This window comes from uncultured Pedobacter sp. (genome assembly GCF_913776295.1).
In the GTDB taxonomy this organism is placed as follows: domain Bacteria; phylum Bacteroidota; class Bacteroidia; order Sphingobacteriales; family Sphingobacteriaceae; genus Pedobacter.
Genome location: NZ_CAJYOJ010000010.1, coordinates 34,473 through 48,819 on the forward strand (window position 1 = coordinate 34,473; position 14,347 = coordinate 48,819).

General features: G+C 39.2%; 12 protein-coding genes. 5 read left to right on the plus strand and 7 right to left on the minus strand.

Annotated features, from left to right (window positions below; translation table 11 throughout):
• From QZ738_RS01810 to QZ738_RS01825, 4 genes are all read right to left on the minus strand, one after another.
• Complete coding sequence (locus QZ738_RS01810) at nucleotides 1-510, minus strand: DUF5684 domain-containing protein (protein ID WP_293783672.1); 510 nt, start codon at nucleotides 508-510, stop codon at nucleotides 1-3.
• An 87-nt stretch (nucleotides 511-597) separates the two neighbouring features.
• Nucleotides 598-1,323 (minus strand): SGNH/GDSL hydrolase family protein, encoded by a 726-nt coding sequence (locus tag QZ738_RS01815; protein ID WP_293783675.1) that lies wholly within the window; start codon nucleotides 1,321-1,323, stop codon nucleotides 598-600.
• Between the two features lie 42 nt (nucleotides 1,324-1,365).
• Entirely contained in the window at nucleotides 1,366-2,094 is a 729-nt protein-coding gene (lipB, locus tag QZ738_RS01820) for a lipoyl(octanoyl) transferase LipB (RefSeq protein ID WP_293783678.1), read from the minus strand.
• Between the two features lie 11 nt (nucleotides 2,095-2,105).
• Nucleotides 2,106-2,753 (minus strand): 4'-phosphopantetheinyl transferase superfamily protein, encoded by a 648-nt coding sequence (locus QZ738_RS01825; protein ID WP_293783682.1) that lies wholly within the window; start codon nucleotides 2,751-2,753, stop codon nucleotides 2,106-2,108.
• Nucleotides 2,754-2,824: 71 nt separating this feature from the next.
• On the opposite strand from QZ738_RS01825, the gene dcd reads away from it, so the two are divergent.
• From dcd to purD, 5 genes are all read left to right on the plus strand, one after another.
• Nucleotides 2,825-3,361 carry a dCTP deaminase gene (dcd, locus tag QZ738_RS01830; RefSeq protein WP_293783685.1) on the plus strand — a complete coding sequence of 179 codons (537 nt, stop codon included), beginning with the start codon at nucleotides 2,825-2,827 and terminating at the stop codon, nucleotides 3,359-3,361.
• A gap of 1,141 nt (nucleotides 3,362-4,502) precedes the next feature.
• Nucleotides 4,503-7,193 (plus strand): carboxypeptidase-like regulatory domain-containing protein, encoded by a 2,691-nt coding sequence (locus QZ738_RS01835; protein WP_293783688.1) that lies wholly within the window; start codon nucleotides 4,503-4,505, stop codon nucleotides 7,191-7,193.
• Nucleotides 7,194-7,290: 97 nt separating this feature from the next.
• Nucleotides 7,291-8,052 (plus strand): enoyl-CoA hydratase/isomerase family protein, encoded by a 762-nt coding sequence (locus tag QZ738_RS01840; protein ID WP_293783691.1) that lies wholly within the window; start codon nucleotides 7,291-7,293, stop codon nucleotides 8,050-8,052.
• 140 nt (nucleotides 8,053-8,192) lie between these two features.
• Nucleotides 8,193-9,068, plus strand: a complete 876-nt coding sequence (locus tag QZ738_RS01845; protein ID WP_293783694.1) for an SDR family oxidoreductase — start codon at nucleotides 8,193-8,195, stop codon at nucleotides 9,066-9,068.
• 72 nt (nucleotides 9,069-9,140) lie between these two features.
• Nucleotides 9,141-10,412 carry a phosphoribosylamine--glycine ligase gene (gene purD, locus QZ738_RS01850; protein WP_293783697.1) on the plus strand — a complete coding sequence of 424 codons (1,272 nt, stop codon included), beginning with the start codon at nucleotides 9,141-9,143 and terminating at the stop codon, nucleotides 10,410-10,412.
• A gap of 118 nt (nucleotides 10,413-10,530) precedes the next feature.
• Here the strand turns inward: purD and QZ738_RS01855 are convergent, their stop codons facing one another.
• The 3 genes from QZ738_RS01855 to QZ738_RS01865 form a co-directional block, all read right to left on the minus strand.
• Nucleotides 10,531-11,676 carry an AhpC/TSA family protein gene (locus QZ738_RS01855; RefSeq protein ID WP_293783700.1) on the minus strand — a complete coding sequence of 382 codons (1,146 nt, stop codon included), beginning with the start codon at nucleotides 11,674-11,676 and terminating at the stop codon, nucleotides 10,531-10,533.
• Nucleotides 11,677-11,844: 168 nt separating this feature from the next.
• Complete coding sequence (locus QZ738_RS01860; protein WP_293783703.1) at nucleotides 11,845-13,005, minus strand: ATP-binding protein; 1,161 nt, start codon at nucleotides 13,003-13,005, stop codon at nucleotides 11,845-11,847.
• A gap of 116 nt (nucleotides 13,006-13,121) precedes the next feature.
• A complete protein-coding gene (locus QZ738_RS01865; RefSeq protein ID WP_293783706.1) occupies nucleotides 13,122-14,303 on the minus strand; it encodes a formimidoylglutamase in 1,182 nt (393 codons plus the stop codon).
• Between the last annotated feature and the right edge of the window lie 44 nt (nucleotides 14,304-14,347).

The window sequence follows — 14,347 nt, forward strand, 5'->3', positions numbered from 1 at the left end:
TTATACTACTGGTGGCGGAGTATCATTTGGATGATCTTGATGACCGGTTGGTTTGTTGAAAGGATTGTTGGTACTGTTAAATGGGTTGTTTGGATTGTTAAAAGGATTGTTTCCAAAACCGCCATTTTGTGCTTCCGCTGCTGATGGGCCTAAGTATTTAGCATCTCCAAAACCTAAAATTGGCCAGAAGATGTAAGGGAAAATAACCATACCAACTGTAAAACCCTCTGATTTGCCAAAGCTTTTGCTTACTAAATTGTAAAGCCAGATTGCAAATACAATGTTCACGCAAGGAATGATTAACCATAAAATCCAGATCATCGGTTTACCAACAATCTCTAATAAGATAATTAAGTTGTAAATAGGAATAATAGCTGCCCAGCCTGGTTTGCCCGCTTTTTCGAACACTTTCCACATGCCCACAATCATTATTACGATTATTGCAAGATATAAGATTGCAATACCCCCTCCAATGCCTGCGGCTACTCCGCTTGATTCATACTCATTCATAAATTACTGTTTTTAAAGGTGATTAATTTAAATTGTCGAACTAAAATAAATTTTTTAATTTAAAAACAGAATAAATGAGTATTTTAATTATTTCAACACCGCTGATACTTTTGTTGATAAAGCAGTGGCCCATTCGGCATACATTTTAGCACTTGGGTGTAAACCATCGTCTGCTACCAGAGATAGGTCGGTAGTTGCATTTCTTGATGCAGGGGTAATATTGGTGTAACTCACACCGGCTGCAAGTGTTATCTCCTGGTTTGCCGCGTTAAAACTATCAATTTCACTTGATATGGTTTGCGTGCTTCTTCCTGAGTTTTTGCCAAAAGGAGTAACGCCCCAATCGGGTATGGAAACTACAAAAACCCTGGTTTTATTACCACCTGCATAAGCAATTGCCGTTTGCAATAATTCTGAGAATTCCTTTTTGTAGGTACTTAAGGGGTAACCCCTGTATTGATTGTTTACACCGATTAAAAGTGTCACAAAACTGAAGGTGCCGTTTACATTTTCACTTTTAATGGCCGCCTGAAGCTCGTTGGTGGTCCAGCCTGTAACCGCAATAATTTTGGGATTTGCTACGGTAATGTTTTGAGCTTTTAACAAACCTTGAAGCTGGTATGGGAAAGATTCTGCTTGTTTAACCGATTCACCAATTGTATAAGAATCGCCGAGGGCTAAATAAGTAAAATTTCCTGTTCCTTTTGAAGGATTTATAGCTTGATCGGTTACGGGCTCGTTCATCATGGGGGCTTGTTTAGTGCAGCCCGAAGTTAAGAAAGAAAATAAAATGGCACTTAATAAAAACTTCATAACTTAATTTACGAAGTAATGTCTAACTTGGTTTTATCGCTGTTAAACCAGCTTCATCTCAAACAATTCGGCGATATGGTTTTTCAGTTTGCCTTTCACTTCTTCCATATCCGGCTGATATCCCAATTCCTTTGCCAGCGAAGTTACCGCTTTATCATCAATGCCACAGGGCACAATATTCTTAAAATAATCTAAATCTACATTTACGTTAAAGGCAAAGCCGTGCATGGTCACCCATCGGCTGCAACGAACGCCCATGGCGCATATCTTGCGTGCTTTTTCATTATCTGCATCTAACCAAACCCCGGTAAAACCAGGATAACGTCCTGCTTCTATCCCGTAATCCTTTAAGGTAAGGATAATGGCTTCCTCCAGGGTACGTAGGTATAAATGGATATCGGTAAAGAAGTTATCAAGATCAAGGATCGGGTAGCCTACAATCTGCCCGGGGCCATGATAGGTAATGTCGCCACCGCGGTTTATTTTATAATAGGTTGCCTGTTTATCTTTTAAACCCTGCTCATCCAACAATAAATTTTCGGGGTGACCGCTTTTACCTAAAGTATAAACATGTGGATGCTCGCAAAATATAAGATGATTAGGTGTAGGCTTATTCGTATTGTTAATCCGGTTTTCTGTTTTAATGGCCACCGTTTTATTGAGCAAATCTTCCTGTTTATCCCAGGCTTCCTGGTAGTCCGTTAAGCCCCAGTCTGCAAAAATGGTTGGTTTTAATGGTGTTGCAATTGCTTTATCCGCTGTCTCGTTCATCTCCATGTAAATTAAGAATTGCCGGCTACGTAGCCTAACATGTAACCGTCTGTTGTTTTGAAATAATTAATGGTCAGCTCCCGCGTACCTGATGGTAGCTCTACCAATGCATTTAGTGAACCTTCGTTTTTTAGCTTAAAAGGTTTGATATGGATATGCTGCTTAAATTCCAATCCTTTTTTGCCATGCCACTTATAAATGGCCTCTTTGGCACACCAGGCTACATACAAGCCATCCGTATTATCCCCAATCTGTTTTTGGGCAAGCTCTAAATCGCTTAAAAATTTATGTTTAATGCTTTTTATTTTATGCTTAATAAGTTCAATATCGATACCAACAGGATGGTCTTTGCTAATCATTACGGCAGCATAATCGTAAGAATGGCTCAACGAAATATGGTAATCGAAATTAACCAGATAAGGTTTGCCATGTTCATCAAATTGGCAGTCGATATACTCAGTTGTGTTTAGCATGGTTCTCAAAAGCAATCTGGTGCTTAACCAGTGCAATAGCCTTTTGCCACTGTTTAGTGATGAAATAATATCATGTTCATGCTGCTTAAGCTGCAGTCCGGCCAACAACTCTTCTTCTGTTTCCTCAATTTTCCAAATGGCTAAAACAGAATGCTGATCAATATTTTTGTGGTAAATTATTGGCATTGATTAAATTGGAGATTACATGCAAAATTATCTTAAATAAATGATAATTTAGGCCAAAAATACGCATAAAAATGATATTATCTGATAGCAGAATATTGGAAGAAATGGAGAAGGGAACAATCATTATTGAGCCTTTTAAACGCGAATGTTTAGGAACCAATTCGTATGATGTTCATTTAGGTAAATATTTGGCTACCTATAAAAGCCGTGTGCTTGATGCGAAGGCGCATAACGAAATTGAACATTTTGAAATTCCTAAGGATGGTTATGTACTCTACCCGGGTACGCTATACCTGGGGGTTACCTTAGAATACACCGAAACACACGGACATGTACCTTTTTTAGAAGGAAAAAGCAGCACGGGGCGCCTGGGTATCGATATCCATGCCACGGCAGGTAAAGGCGATGTCGGTTTTTGTAATACCTGGACATTGGAAATATCGGTAGCGCAACCAGTAAAAGTTTATGCCGGAATGCCCATTGGCCAATTGATTTATTTTGTTGTTGAAGGTAAAATTGAAACTATGTACAATTCAAAGGGTAATGCAAAGTACAACAATAAAACCACCCGGCCGGTAGAAAGCATGATGTGGAAGAATAAGTTCTAAACTATGTTGTTCTGGGGATCTATTTATTGTCAAAGCTGAGAGCTTGAAAGGGAGCGGTCGTCAAATGGGATTAAGGCTGCCTGCGACACTACAAGCCTGCTTCCTAAACCATAAACTACTTGTTTTTTGATTCATAAAAAGCGTCATTTTTTGGAGCGCAGGTTTTGTGCGAAACACGAAGTGTCTTCCCGTTTTCCGCTTGTACGCTTCGCTGCCTCGTACCTCGTTGCTGCAGGGTACCGCTGCAACCAGGGCTAATTGGCCAATGCGGTATTCCATATGTAGGGTTGCAGGGCGCAGAAACTCTTGTTTCTAAACCCGATTGCAATGTAAAGCCCGGAGCGCAGCGAGGACTTGGAATGAAAAGCGGGACTGCCCTCCGCCAAAGACTACTGAAGTTCATTTCCAAATCTATTTCACCGTGTACGATACTAACCGATAGAATAATACCCCCCCAGCCGGTAGAAAGCATGATGTGGAAGAATAAGTTCTAGCTTTATCCAAAACCTATCCGTTAAAGCTTGGGCGCAAAGAATACGCGTTAAATTAATCGTGGTCTTGTACCACGATATGCTCATTTCCTTACAAATAGATATTTTATTATTTGGAGCGCAGGGCTAGTACAACACATTAATTTTGCTCCCGTTTTCCGCTTGTACGCTTCGCTGCCTCGCACCTCGTTGCTGCAGGGTACCGCTGCAACCAGGGCTAATTGGCCAATGCAGTATTCCATATGTAGGGTTGCAGGGCGCAGAAACCCTTGTTCCTAAATCTTATCCGACCACTGAATGTTCATTTCCTAATCCTGTTTCACTCTCTGCGACACCAACCGATAGAATAATACCAAATGATAAAGCTGAATATTGAAAACAATAAACAGCAGGAATAAAATGGCCATCAGGCAGAGCGGATGCTGCCAAGAACCACCGTATGCTCTTTTCATACCCCTTAACCGGCAACATTTTTCATAGAAATGAAATGCTGATGATAATGTGACTTGTAATCCTGCAACTCGATAAATAAAGCAAATTTAAAGCGATCAACTAAAAATTTAGAAGCTTTTTTTAAATTTCATGCTTACTTCATAAAAGTATGCCTTAGGTTTTGTACCTTGACACGTATTTAATTGTACCCTAACCACATGAAACTTAAAATTACTCTCGCAATTAGTTTTCTATCTCTGCTTATCGTTTTTGGCGCATTTAAGATGGATGATGATCCATTCAGTCAGCTTTTAAAGAAATTGGAAGATTATACCAGTAAATATCCTCAGGAAAAAGTCCACCTTCATTTAGATAAGCCTTATTATGCCATTGGAGATGATATCTGGTTTAAGGCTTATGTGGTAAATACCAAAACTTCAGCACCATCTGATATCAGTAAAATCCTGTATGTGGAGCTGATCAATGAAAAAGATTCGCTAAAAAAGCAGGTTAAATTGCCTATTATGGGCGGAATTACATGGGGCGATTTTAAGCTAACAGATTCGCTAGCGGAGGGTAATTATAGAATCAGGGCCTACACCAACTACATGCGTAATTTTGGCACCGAATTCTTTTATGATAAAACCATTAAGATTGGCAATAGCTGGGCTAATAAAGTTTTTACAAAAACCACTTACAATTTTGCCAAAGAAAACAATGCAGATAAGGTTACGGCAACCATTCATTTTGAAGATAAAAATGGTATTGCTTATAGCCAGAATGAAGTCAGTTATGATGTGCAGTTAGATTATCGCTCGGTTGGCAAAGGGAAAGTTAAAACCAGTTTAACAGGCGATGCCGTGATTAATTTCACCAATAACCAGCCTTTTCAGAATAAATCTGGAAAAATTATTGCCACCATAACGCTTGATAATAAACAAAAAGTGACCAAATCTATCCCGATTACCTCGACTTCTAATGATGTAGATGTGCAGTTTATGCCAGAGGGAGGTACGCTTGTTGAGGAACTGCCACAAAAGGTAGCTATCAAAGCAGTAGGGTCTAATGGTCGTGGTGAGGATGTGAAAGGCAGTGTTATAGATGAAACGGGAAATGAAGTGACTACTTTTTCTACAGATTACCTGGGGATGGGAAATTTTGTGTTTAATAGTCAGTCGGGCAGATCATATTCGGCAAAAGTTAAGTTTAAAGATGGTTCTGAAAAGACGATTAAACTTCCGGTAGCGGTTAAAAGTGGTTATGCACTTTCAGTAAATGCCTTAGATACGGGTAAAGTAGTAGTTAAAATTATGGCCAGTGCCGATCTTACTAATGGAGCTGAATTAAAAGTTGTTGCCCAGCAAGGCGGCAATGTATATTATGGCTCTAAAGCTAAAATGGATAAACAGGTACTGGTGGCCAGTATCCCAAAAAAGAATCTGCCGCTGGGCATTGTTCAGTTTACGTTGTTTTCAGGCACCAATCAGCCTTTGGCAGAACGTCTGGTTTTTATAAATAATAAGGCAGAGTTAATTGATGTATCACTTAATTCATCTGATGTATCAAGCTCAAAAAGAGGAAAAGCAGCTTTTACTTTTAATGCAAATAATAATCAAAAACCTGTTTTAGGTAGTTTTTCGGTAGCGGTTACCAATGCCACAAAGGTTGCTCCCGATGAAAACAATGAATCGAATATCCTTACTTCACTATTACTCACTTCTGATCTGGCCGGCTACGTAGAACACCCCAACCATTATTTTTTAAAAGATGATCTTCAAACACAAAAAGAACTCGATAACCTGATGCTTACCCAGGGATGGAGAAGATTTCTTTGGAAAAATATTATCAATAATGTTGGTCCGAACATCACTTATAAGCCTGAACAGTCTATCACCATCAGCGGAACGGTAATGAAAGGCAATAAGCCTGTACCTGGTGGTAAGGTAATGCTTATGGCCACGAAAGGAACGATGTATATTTTGGATACGGTAACCAATGACGAAGGAAAATTTGTTTTTGACAATTTAAGTTTTGGCGATAGTACCAAGTTTGTTGTTCAGGCAAGAACTAAAACAGAACGGAAATTTGTAGATATTAATCTGGATATTGTTCCCGGGCAGATCGTCACGAAAAATAAAAATGGAGCCGATGTTGACGTCAATGTAAACAATACTTTAATGAGGTACATTAAAGAAAGTGATAACTATTTTAATGAAATGACCCGTTTGGGTTTGCTGGAACGAACCATTAAACTCGATGAGGTAACGATTACAGAAAAGAAAAATCCGGCGAAAAATTCATCCAACCTCAACGGAGCTGGTAGAGCCGATTTTGTAATGACAGCCGATCAGTTATCTACATGCGTTACCTTATCCCAATGTTTACAGGGGCGTTTACCAGGTGTAATATTTAGGGGAAATGTGCCATACCTCATGCGTAGTCAGGATACGCCGATGGGGATTATTGTTGATGGCATGCAAATGGAGGCTGATTTTCTGGATAACGTAGTACCTATGGATGTGGAATCAATTGAGTTGTTAAAAAGTATTGGCAATACGGCTATCTACGGTTCACGAGGAGGTGGAGGATTAATTATTATTACCACCAAACGTGGTGACGGTGGAAGAAGTGTAAATAAATATGCACCGGGAATTCTAACCCTTAATCCTAAAGGATTTACGGTTTCAAGAGAATTTTATTCGCCAAAATACGATACCGCAAGCAATGGAAACAAGCCCGATTTAAGAACAACCATTTATTGGAACCCACAGGTGGTAACAGATAAAGACGGGAAAGCACAATTTGATTTTTATAATGCAGATGAGCCAGGCACCTATCGCGTAGTAATAGAGGGGATAGACGCTGCAGGGCACCTGGCCAGAAAAGTGTATACTTATGATGTTAAATAGAGAAAAATAGATAAATTTGAATTAGTATGCATGCATAGCTTATGCTGTCGTATATTTGTCTTGATACCAGATTCTTAAATCTTGATCCTATTTTAATATGAATACAATAAAAGTAAGTGTTAAAGATCGGCTGGCAACCATCACCTTAGATAGAGGGAAATCAAATGCCCTAAACCGGGAGCTGATTACCGAGCTAAAAGATATGCTTGAGAATATTTCCGCCGATGATAACATTGGCGGTGTAATATTAACGGGGGCGGCGCCTTTCTTCTCTGCCGGACTGGATCTCGTTGAACTTTATAATTATAATGAAGACGAGGCTAGATCTTTCTGGCAGCTGTTCTTAAATTTTACAGCCAATATGGTTTCGTTTAAAAAACCAATGGTTGCTGCCATTAGCGGACATAGTCCGGCAGGCGGTTGTGTAATGGCATTAGCCTGCGATTATCGGGTAATGGCAGACGGGCAATACATTATTGGTTTAAATGAAGTGCCGGTAGGTATTATCGTACCCAATAGTATTTTCCAATTATATGCTTTTTGGATCGGTAAAGCCGAAGCGACCCGCAGTTTGCTTTCTGGTAAATTGTATAATCCCGAAGAAGCATTAAAGGTTGGTTTGGTTGATGAATTGGTTAAAAACGAGAGTTTATTAACAGCAGCAGAGCGTAAGATTAAAAAATACATGGAGCTTGAAAGCAATACCTGGTCGCAAAGTAAAATCAATATTCGCGAAGAGCTGATTGCTTCGGTATCTGCCGACCAATCTGCTACGCTGGAGAAAATGCTGGCGCAATGGTGGTCGCCTGCAACTCGCCATATTTTAAAAACAATTTTAGCTAACCTGCAAAGGAAATAATTTCAGTTTACCATTGGCAGTTGCAGTTGCAGTTGACAGTTTCCAGCTGGCAATCTGCTATGGGCAGTACTGTTCAACAAATTAATCCGCTTAGCAATTATCAGATTTAAACAGTTAACCAATTAACCAAATTCATTATTATGTTCAATTATAATTCACCAATGCTCAAAGAAGATGCTTTAAAAGGAAAAACCATCGTTATCACAGGTGGCGGAACGGGACTTGGGAAAGCAATGGGCGTTTATTTTTTGAAATTGGGCGCAAATGTAGTCATCACCAGCCGCAAGCAGGATGTACTGCAAAAAACTGCCGATGAAATGGAAGAAAAAACCGGTGGTGAAGTGCTGGCGGTAGCCTGCGATGTGAGGGAGATTGAGCAGGTAGAAAACGTATTGGCCAAAACATTAGAGCGGTTTGGCGCTGTTGATGTGTTACTGAACAATGCTGCTGGTAATTTTATTTCTCCCACTGAACGCTTATCCGCTAATGCTTTTTCTTCTATTATCGATATCGTTTTAAAGGGCACGGTTAACTGTACACTTACTTTTGGCAAACATTGGATCAAGGAAAAGCAGGCCGCGACAGTTTTAAATATTGTTACTACTTATGCTTTTACAGGCTCCGCCTATGTTGTGCCCTCCGCGTGTGCAAAAGGGGGCGTTCTGGCATTAACAAGATCTTTGGCTGTAGAGTGGGGGAAATATGGTATCCGTACCAATGCCATTGCGCCAGGTCCATTTCCCACAAAAGGCGCATGGGAGCGTTTGTTACCAGGTGATTTAGCTAAAAAGTTCGATTTTAAAAACCGCGTGCCTTTAAAAAGAGTGGGTGATCATCAGGAACTGGCCAACCTGGCCGCATTTCTGGTGAGCGATTTTTCTGGTTACATCAATGGAGAAGTTATTACCATTGATGGCGGCGAGTGGTTGCAGGGGGCAGGGCAGATGAATGGTTTGGAAGCCATTCCGAATGAAATGTGGGATATGCTGGAGCAAATGACGCGAAGCGCTAAATAACACGACTATTTGATACGCGCTACTTATTACTGGATACTCGCTACTTCCTGCTAAAATATTATCTTTGCCGGTATGAATATCTTACTTTTAGGTTCAGGCGGCAGAGAAAGCGCATTCGCTTGGAAAATGAGCCAGTCTTCGCACTGCGATAAACTAATTATTGCTCCAGGTAACGGTGGTACAGGGGCTTATGGTACAAACATCAACATCAATGTAAACGATTTTGATGCCATCAAAAAAGTAGTGCTTGCCGAAAACGTCGAACTCGTTGTGGTAGGCCCTGAAGAACCTTTGGTAAATGGTATTCATGATTTTTTCCTTGCCGATCAGGCCATTGCCCACATTCCGGTTATCGGGCCAAAAAAAGAAGGCGCTATTCTGGAAGGAAGTAAAGATTTCTCTAAACAGTTTATGGAGCGTCACGGGATTCCTACTGCGGCTTCAAGATCTTTCACGCCCGAAACCTTGGAAGATGGATTGGCCTACCTGCAAAACCATGCCTTGCCTGTTGTTTTAAAAGCAGATGGTTTGGCAGCGGGTAAAGGAGTATTAATCTGTACCGAAACCATCGAAGCCCAGGAAGAATTAAAACTGATGCTTGGTGGTAAATTTGGTGCAGCAGGGGCAACAGTTGTGATCGAAGAATTTTTAAGCGGAATAGAACTTTCGGTGTTTATTTTAACTGATGGTGAACATTACGTTACACTGCCTTCTGCTAAAGATTATAAAAGGATCGGCCAGGGCGATACCGGTCTAAATACCGGTGGTATGGGGTCGGTTTCACCTGTTCCTTTTGCTACACCAGAATTTTTGGCCAAAGTAGAAGAACGTATTATTAAACCAACCGTTGATGGTTTAAAGAAAGACGATATCGAATATACAGGTTTTATCTTTTTTGGACTGATTAAAGTTGGAGAAGAGCCCTTTGTTATTGAATACAATGCAAGGATGGGTGATCCGGAAACCGAAAGTGTGATCCCCAGAATTGAAAATGACCTGGTAGAATTGTTTCTAGCTACCGCTAAGAAAGAATTAAACGAGATTAATTTAGTAATTTCTGAGCAAACCGCTGCCACGGTAATGATTGTGGCAGGTGGTTACCCAGGCGACTACCTGAAAGGTAAGGCTATTGCCGGAATCGAGAATTTACGCCATTCCAACGCATTTCATGCCGGGACTTTACTAGAAAATGATGTCGTAAAAACAAACGGAGGGAGGGTAATGGCCATTACCAGTTTACAAAAAGATTTGTTTACGGCTTTACAATCGGCAACTGCCGATGCTGGCAGGATTTATTTCGATGGAAAATATTTCAGAGAAGATATTGGCTTTGATTTGATTTAGAGGAAGATAAGTTGGAGATATATGAATAAATATTAATCAAATCGAGGTTAATATTTTCCTTTAAAATAAAGAAAGTCCCGGTTTTTAATTGGGACTTTCTTGTTTTTAAAAATATTTCTTACTTTGATTTACTTCCTAATAATTCCTGAAGTTTATCTTGTAAAGCTTGTTCTCTTAAGCCTTTGGCAATAATTTTTCCGGTAGGATCAATTAAAAAGTTGGCTGGAATGGAGCGGATTCCATATAGCTGCGCAACCTCATTATCCCAAAATTTTAAATCAGAAACATGTGTCCATGTTAATTTATCATCAGCAATTGCTTTTAACCATGCATCTTTTTTACCCGGGCGGTCTAAAGAAACACCTAAAACAGTAAAACCCTTATCTTTAAATTTATTGTAAGCGGTTACCACATTAGGGTTTTCCTGACGGCATGGCCCGCACCATGATGCCCAAAAATCAACCAAAACGTATTTACCTTTAAAATCAGATAATTTAACTGGTTTCCCAGCAGTATCTGCTTGTGTAAAGTCCATGGCCATTGCGCCAATGGCTGTCTTTCTTCCTGCTTCAAATATCTGAGCAATTTTTTTACCTGTGTAAGTAGCCTTCAGTTCCGGTGATAAAGTTTCAAAAGCCTTTTCTGCTGTGGCTGCCTGATCTGGATCTGAAGCCAGCTGACTGATTGAACTTAAACTTACAAATGATTTTGGATTACTGCTGGCAAACTGTAATAATAACGGAGGCATTGCTGCAGCTTCTTTTTCATAACGGGCACTTAAAGCTTCCATAACAGCCTTGTCTTGTTTCTGTTCTGGTGTGTAACCTGCATATTCTGCATTAATTGCGGCAAGTTTATCTGCTACGGGCTTAGTTAATGCTTTCAGCTTTTTAGCATCATCATTAACCGGAGATCCTGTAATGGTTGCTTTCTTCAAAGAATCTGCTGCAGCCAGTTTTATATTTCCAGGCTCTACGTAAAGTGATAAACCATCTAATTTTTCACCTTGGGCCGGACGGGTTACATAAGGATTTTTATTTAAGAAAAGGCTTCCCTGAGCAGGGCTGGCCAATGTTCCCTTAAAAACAAAAGCACCATTTGTTACCATTGCGGAGTCAGTAATGCTTTTACCTTCTGTTTGATAGATAAGGTAAACTTTATCCCCGGTTTTTAGGCCTTTTATGTCGCCATTAACGGTGAATGGCTTCTGTGCCAATGCTGCAAGTGGCAATAAAGCCATTGCTGATAATAATATTTTTTTCATTTATATAAATTTTTTCATTAGTTATCATGATTGCGATCCTAATTTGTGATTTTGAGAACCATGATATTTTTATGAGGTTAGTTTAATCATGTCAAATATAGAAATCTGTATCGCTAAAACGTAAATAGCTGTGTAAAATTATGATAGACTGTTTATATAGTTTATCCTTCATTTAATCCACTGCCAGCTTAATACCTCATACTGGCTGCGTTTTTGGTTTTCCGACCCGCCAAAAATTAATGTTTTTTTAACTTTTTTAGGGCTCGCAGTAACCTCAAACTTATTCATGTTTTTAAAAAGATCAGGCGTAATGGTTTGCGTAGCCTTAATTTCAAATACACTAAAGCCCTCATCTGTTGGTTGAAGTAGATCTACCTCGTTAGCATGGCTATCCTGCCAAAAATAATATTCAATATTTAAGTAGTGGTGATAATTTTGTTTTTGGAATTCTGTAATTACCATGTTCTCAAAGATGTTTCCTTTTAACCTATTTTTTAATAGGGCTTCGCTGGTTTTAATTTTAAGTAAATGGCACAATAAACCTGAATCGTAAAAGTAAAGTTTTGGTGTTTTTACTAAACGTTTATTGAAATTTTCGTGATAGGGTTGTAGCAGATATATGATATAACTGCTTTCTAAAAGAGAAAGCCAGTTTTTTGCGGTCGGTTGTGATATATTGCAGGCATTAGCTAGTGCACTTAGATTAAGCAGCTGGCCGGCCTGGTTGGCACATAATCCGATAAAGGTTCTGAATGCACGCAAATCTTTAATATTTAGAAGTTCTGTTACATCTTTTTCTACGTAGGTTTGTATATAATTGGTAAAATATATATTAGGTTCTATATCACGATCATAAATAGCAGGATAGAAGCCTTTAATACAGGCCTCTGCAAATGAAGACTGAAGTAAGTCGTTGGCTTTAAGTTCTGATAAATCAAAAGGTAAAAGTTTAAATAGTGCTACCCTTCCCGCAAGGCTTTGTGTGATGCCATGCATTAAATGAAAATTCTGTGAACCTGATAAAATAAACTGTCCCATTATTTTAGATTCGTCAACCAATCCCTGTAAGTAAGAAAAAAGTAATGGAACTCTTTGCACTTCATCAAAAATCACTTTATCATCATATTCACTTAAAAAGCCATTAGGATCTTCGGTTGCAAATGCCCTAACATCTGGGTTTTCAAGGGAAATATATCTGTAGTTATTAAATAAATTCTTTAGCAATGTAGTTTTTCCCGATTGCCTTGGGCCAGTAATGGCGATAATAGGAAATTTATTTTTTTGGTGCTCTATATGTTTACTTATATGCCTTTTAACTAATTGTTGCATAGTTGCTTGTTTTAGTCAAAAGTACTAAAAAAGATAAGCGTATACAACTTCAACTTTGAAATTACACAGCTTCAACTTTGAAATTACACATCTTTAACTTTGAAATTACACAGCTTTTAATTTAGCTTTTGATAGGTTCTCCACCACAAATCGGGCATCTCGCCATTAACAGCAATTTGGTAATCATCATATTGGCAAGGTACCAGATGGTAACGCTCGTTTTTGGATTGGCCAGATGGATAGGGAACCTGCATCCACCAACGGTCTGATTTCTTACTTTTTACAAAAGTCATTTCTCCAGAACCGTCTTTTAAACTGGTTCTGTAGATGATAAACTGCGATTTCGGGGTGAGCGGGAAATCCTTTTTTCGGGCGTAATATCCATCCACAAAATACCATACCATTTGGGCAAGTAAGAAGGCAGTTTGTCCGTTGTTGTCATAAGCAGGGTTAAACTCGTAAAACCCTATTGAAGTCAACTTGTCATTCATACCAGCATAGCGGGCAATCCGACAGGCTTCTTCGCCATCAAAACCATTTGGAGTAGTATTGGCATTTGCTACAGCATCAGCTGAGCGGATAGCACCAATATCAAAACTGATCATATTGGCATTGCGGATGATAGGCTCTATTAAGGTGATATCCTGGGCAAATTCACCCAAACGATGTACATCAAAATATAATTTGTCCATTACGCTCAAACTCTCCTGATTTACAAAATAGGTTTGATAACCTACATTGCTGAAATTAAAAAGGTAATTAGGTTGATGTAAGAAAATTTTATTCAGGTAACAATCCGATCGGGTAGCAATTCCTTCGTGGTCATCATCACCGATATCAAATTGGTTATCAATGATTACCAGATCAACTTTCTGCTCTAAATCTTCATAACCCAGGTATTGACCATAGGTTAAGTCTTGTCCACCGCCAATAATGATAGGGATAATGTCTTTTTTAATCAATTCAGAAACCACCATTTTAATGGCGATGTAAGTATCAGCAATGGTTGCGCCATGTTTAATATTACCTAAATCGACAATCCGGCTCTTAAAAGCACCTTCATTCAATCTGTAAAATTTTTCTCTGAAATAGTCAGGGGCCAAAGCACAGCCTTCATTATTAACAGCACCTCTACCATCAAGTACCCCAAAAATGGCCAGATCATAGGTGTTTTCCTCAAAATCAGGAAACGATTCGGTATAAATCTCCGCTTTTAGCCCTAACTGACTGGTAAAAAAACCTTGTTTAGGCGTAAAACTTTCAGGGTTTATGGGGGAAAAGAAATCCGTTAATGACATATATTTAAAACTCTCGGCTCAAATATCTATTTTTGAATGCGTAT

Bases quoted from the DNA above. Each gene is read 5' to 3' on its own strand.
- purD (WP_293783697.1), top strand. From the start codon at position 9,141: ATGAATATCTTACTTTTAGGTTCAGGCGGCAGAGAAAGCGCATTCGCT.
- QZ738_RS01825 (WP_293783682.1), bottom strand. From the start codon at position 2,753: ATGCCAATAATTTACCACAAAAATATTGATCAGCATTCTGTTTTAGCC.
- QZ738_RS01840 (WP_293783691.1), top strand. From the start codon at position 7,291: ATGAATACAATAAAAGTAAGTGTTAAAGATCGGCTGGCAACCATCACC.
- QZ738_RS01835 (WP_293783688.1), top strand. From the start codon at position 4,503: ATGAAACTTAAAATTACTCTCGCAATTAGTTTTCTATCTCTGCTTATC.
- dcd (WP_293783685.1), top strand. From the start codon at position 2,825: ATGATATTATCTGATAGCAGAATATTGGAAGAAATGGAGAAGGGAACA.
- QZ738_RS01865 (WP_293783706.1), bottom strand. From the start codon at position 14,303: ATGTCATTAACGGATTTCTTTTCCCCCATAAACCCTGAAAGTTTTACG.
- QZ738_RS01855 (WP_293783700.1), bottom strand. From the start codon at position 11,676: ATGAAAAAAATATTATTATCAGCAATGGCTTTATTGCCACTTGCAGCA.
- QZ738_RS01845 (WP_293783694.1), top strand. From the start codon at position 8,193: ATGTTCAATTATAATTCACCAATGCTCAAAGAAGATGCTTTAAAAGGA.
- lipB (WP_293783678.1), bottom strand. From the start codon at position 2,094: ATGAACGAGACAGCGGATAAAGCAATTGCAACACCATTAAAACCAACC.
- QZ738_RS01810 (WP_293783672.1), bottom strand. From the start codon at position 510: ATGAATGAGTATGAATCAAGCGGAGTAGCCGCAGGCATTGGAGGGGGT.
- QZ738_RS01815 (WP_293783675.1), bottom strand. From the start codon at position 1,323: ATGAAGTTTTTATTAAGTGCCATTTTATTTTCTTTCTTAACTTCGGGC.
- QZ738_RS01860 (WP_293783703.1), bottom strand. From the start codon at position 13,005: ATGCAACAATTAGTTAAAAGGCATATAAGTAAACATATAGAGCACCAA.